Consider the following 2776-nt stretch of genomic DNA (forward strand, 5'->3'; position numbering starts at 1 on the left):
CCGCATCGGCCTGATCCAACAGATTCGATAGCAAGAACCCTGCCGTTCACAATCAAGGATACGTTTGCCAGGTTTGCGGCGCACCGCTACTGCGCGCCCCTGGCTTACCGGCCGATTGCCAAGCGGACGGGCTTGCCAATGCGGCTCAACATTTCAACCAACGTGTCGATGGTGAATTTGGCCGTCTTTCGGTTCACTACGTCCGACACGCGCGGACGAGACACCATCAGGATCTCGGCGGCCTCCGCCTGTTTCAGGTGGTGTTGCTCAATCCATGCCGCCAGTTCGGCCATGAGCTGCTCCTTGAGCAGCTTCGTGTCGTTGATCTGTTTTTCGACGCCGCCTGCAGCCGCTTGGCTTCCTCGGGCGAAAACCCCAGTTCCAGGAACAGATTGGCGCCTAGCTTGGTTACGTGGCGGATCTCAGTGTCGATCTTCATGACTTGCCTTTCCTCGCGTTGGCTCTTGCGGTGTCGGTATTCCCATTGAATGCCGACTGCATGCGATATGCGTCGCATGCAGTCATCTCTGGGCTTTGGGAAGGTCGGACTTTGGCCAACTGCTTCCGCCGACCCGACCTCATGGGCCGCGATTGGCTACCCGATCATCGCCTCCTCAATTCCCTCCGCGACCTCTTCTACCCTGTCGGCCAGCAATCCAAGGGAGGCCCGGCAGAGCCCTCGCAAGGCATCCAACGTAGCCGCCTGCAAGGCTACGCTCCCCTCTTCCTGTGCATCACATTCGCTGTGCGTAACCAACGTCAGTACGCAGGCCGTGCCTCGAGCAACTGCATCGGCCTGATCCAACAGATTCAATAGCAAGAGTTGCCGAGGAACAGGTAGCGCGTCCTCACGCGCTGCACGGCGGGTTTCGGGACTGAACCGCGAAAGGGAATCATCGAGTCGGGGCGGGGTGAAGACGTCGGGTTCGATGCTGGACTGGTGCATTGCTGACCTCTGTAACGTAGAAGTGGAGGCCCACCGCTCATTCTCACTTGAGGTGGCGGGCCAGACAACGGGGGTGAGAAAACCGGACGCTACCCGGCCCAGCTGAAGCTGGCCCCGCCCGGCCCGCCGTAAAGTGAAGGCGCACACAAGCGCAACGGACTCGAAAATTGCCGCTTACGCGACCGTCCGCTGTAACGTGAACCGGGTTCTCACACCCGACTCCTGTTGATCAGGAGCCCAGCCAGTCTAGAGAACCCTGCCGTTCACAATCAAGGAGCAGATTGTGAAGGATCGATACATCAAGTCAAGCGCAAAGTCGCCAACGTCCAACCAGCACTATGAGCGACACAGGTTCAGAACGGCGGCGATCAGGCAGGCCGCCATGCGGCCAGGTGTCACGAGCAAGACCGCTTGGACTGGCTGATCGTGCCCGTCCTTGCAGACGAACTTGACGCCGCTGCAATGGGCGAGGACGGCGAGGATCTTGTGCACGCTCTCTCCTTTGGGTTGTTGTTGGTCCGCCTCCTCCCTGCAAGGGTCCAAATACCGCAGCAAAAAAGCCAGTTTGTCGCAGATCAAAAACACTCGAAATCGACTCATTGCTTCCCTTAGCTTTTCGCGCACAAATGGACATGCGCGCACGCGCAAAGGACAAACCCAACGGAGACCCTATGCAGAACGAACAGAAGCCAGCTTGCAGCGCGGAGGTCGCGCCATGATGCGAAGAATTGCAGTCGTCGGCGACGCGCTGAAGAACGGCGGAAAAATCCTTCCCTGCTCGGGGCGCACCTGTACCTTCGGTGATGCCGGCAACCAAGCCGCATTGATCGGCGGCCAGGCGTACTGCGAAGCCTGCAAGAGCGTCGGCACGATTGCCAAGGCCGGCGGCCCGCGTCGGATGAACATAATGGGTGAGGTAGCGCTGGACAGGGATGTAGTGCTGTGCAAGTGCCCGACACCGCAGCGCATCGTAGCCACGCTAGCCGGCAACGCCTGGTATGAGGACATGGGAGGCGGGGACGGGATGTCCGCCGCCGTCTCCCCAGCGCAGAGCATCTTTGCGGCTTCAAATCCCCGTTACGACCAGCAGATACAGGTTGTCGACCAGCACACGGGCCAACCCCTGGCGCGGTTGCGGTACCGGCTGACGGGCGAGGCAGGCACGTTCAACGGCAGGACGGATGGCAATGGCATGACCGAGCGGGTGGCGAGCGATAGCGCAGCCACCATGACACTCGAGATCTTCGGGGAGGATGCCTGATGCAACCCATCAAAACGGTGCGGGTTCGACTGACACCCATCGAGGACCGGACACCGGTCAAGGTGCTGATTGCACCGCCGTTGCTCTATTTCTCCATCTACTACCGAGACTCCGAGCATTCATTCCGGCGCGCGTCACAGACAATGGAACGGACCCTCAAGGCTCGAGCTGATTGGAAACTCCAAACAGACAAGTACGTTGCAATCGAGGTCTATACGGAGGCGCAATTTACAGATGCGTGGGCCAGCATCGCCAGGGCAGCGAGGGAAGGAAACTACGTCGTTGCAGAGGGGCACCTGTTCACCCATGCCAGTAAGCCGGGAGGCGAAAACAGCGGACTGGAGTTTGCGGCTGTGCCTGGCACCGGGGACGGTACGGTGAATAAGGCTGAGCTGACGAAGCTGGCAGTGCTGCCGTGGAGAAAGTCCGGAATGCTGTTCTTGCACGGGTGCAATACAGCTAGAACTGGAGAGAAACGGAACTGGACCCCTGCCGAGCTGCTTGCCAATGCACAGCGGATTGCTGCCAGCGGAACCCTTGGGAGGTGTCAGGAATTCTGTGTGCTGAGG

The 2776-nt window shown here is 59.7% G+C and carries 3 protein-coding genes and 1 pseudogene; 2 read left to right on the plus strand and 2 right to left on the minus strand.

The features are described from left to right. Window positions 1–104: 104 nt before the first annotated feature. Window positions 105–439 (minus strand): annotated as a pseudogene (locus tag CF68_RS11185) (helix-turn-helix domain-containing protein). Between the two features lie 843 nt (window positions 440–1282). Further along, complete coding sequence (locus CF68_RS37475; protein ID WP_161786864.1) at window positions 1283–1438, minus strand: hypothetical protein; 156 nt, start codon at window positions 1436–1438, stop codon at window positions 1283–1285. A gap of 223 nt (window positions 1439–1661) precedes the next feature. On the opposite strand from CF68_RS37475, the gene CF68_RS11200 reads away from it, so the two are divergent. After that, window positions 1662–2207: a PAAR domain-containing protein gene (locus CF68_RS11200; RefSeq protein WP_035818543.1), complete on the plus strand. Its 546-nt coding sequence runs from the start codon at window positions 1662–1664 to the stop codon at window positions 2205–2207. Then, window positions 2207–2776, plus strand: a 570-nt coding sequence (locus tag CF68_RS11205; protein ID WP_035818545.1) for a hypothetical protein, incomplete at its 3' end; no start/stop codon positions are given. The genes CF68_RS11200 and CF68_RS11205, both read left to right, overlap by 1 nt.

Origin of the sequence: Cupriavidus sp. SK-4, from assembly GCF_000611125.1 — a bacterium.
Lineage (GTDB): Bacteria > Pseudomonadota > Gammaproteobacteria > Burkholderiales > Burkholderiaceae > Cupriavidus > Cupriavidus necator.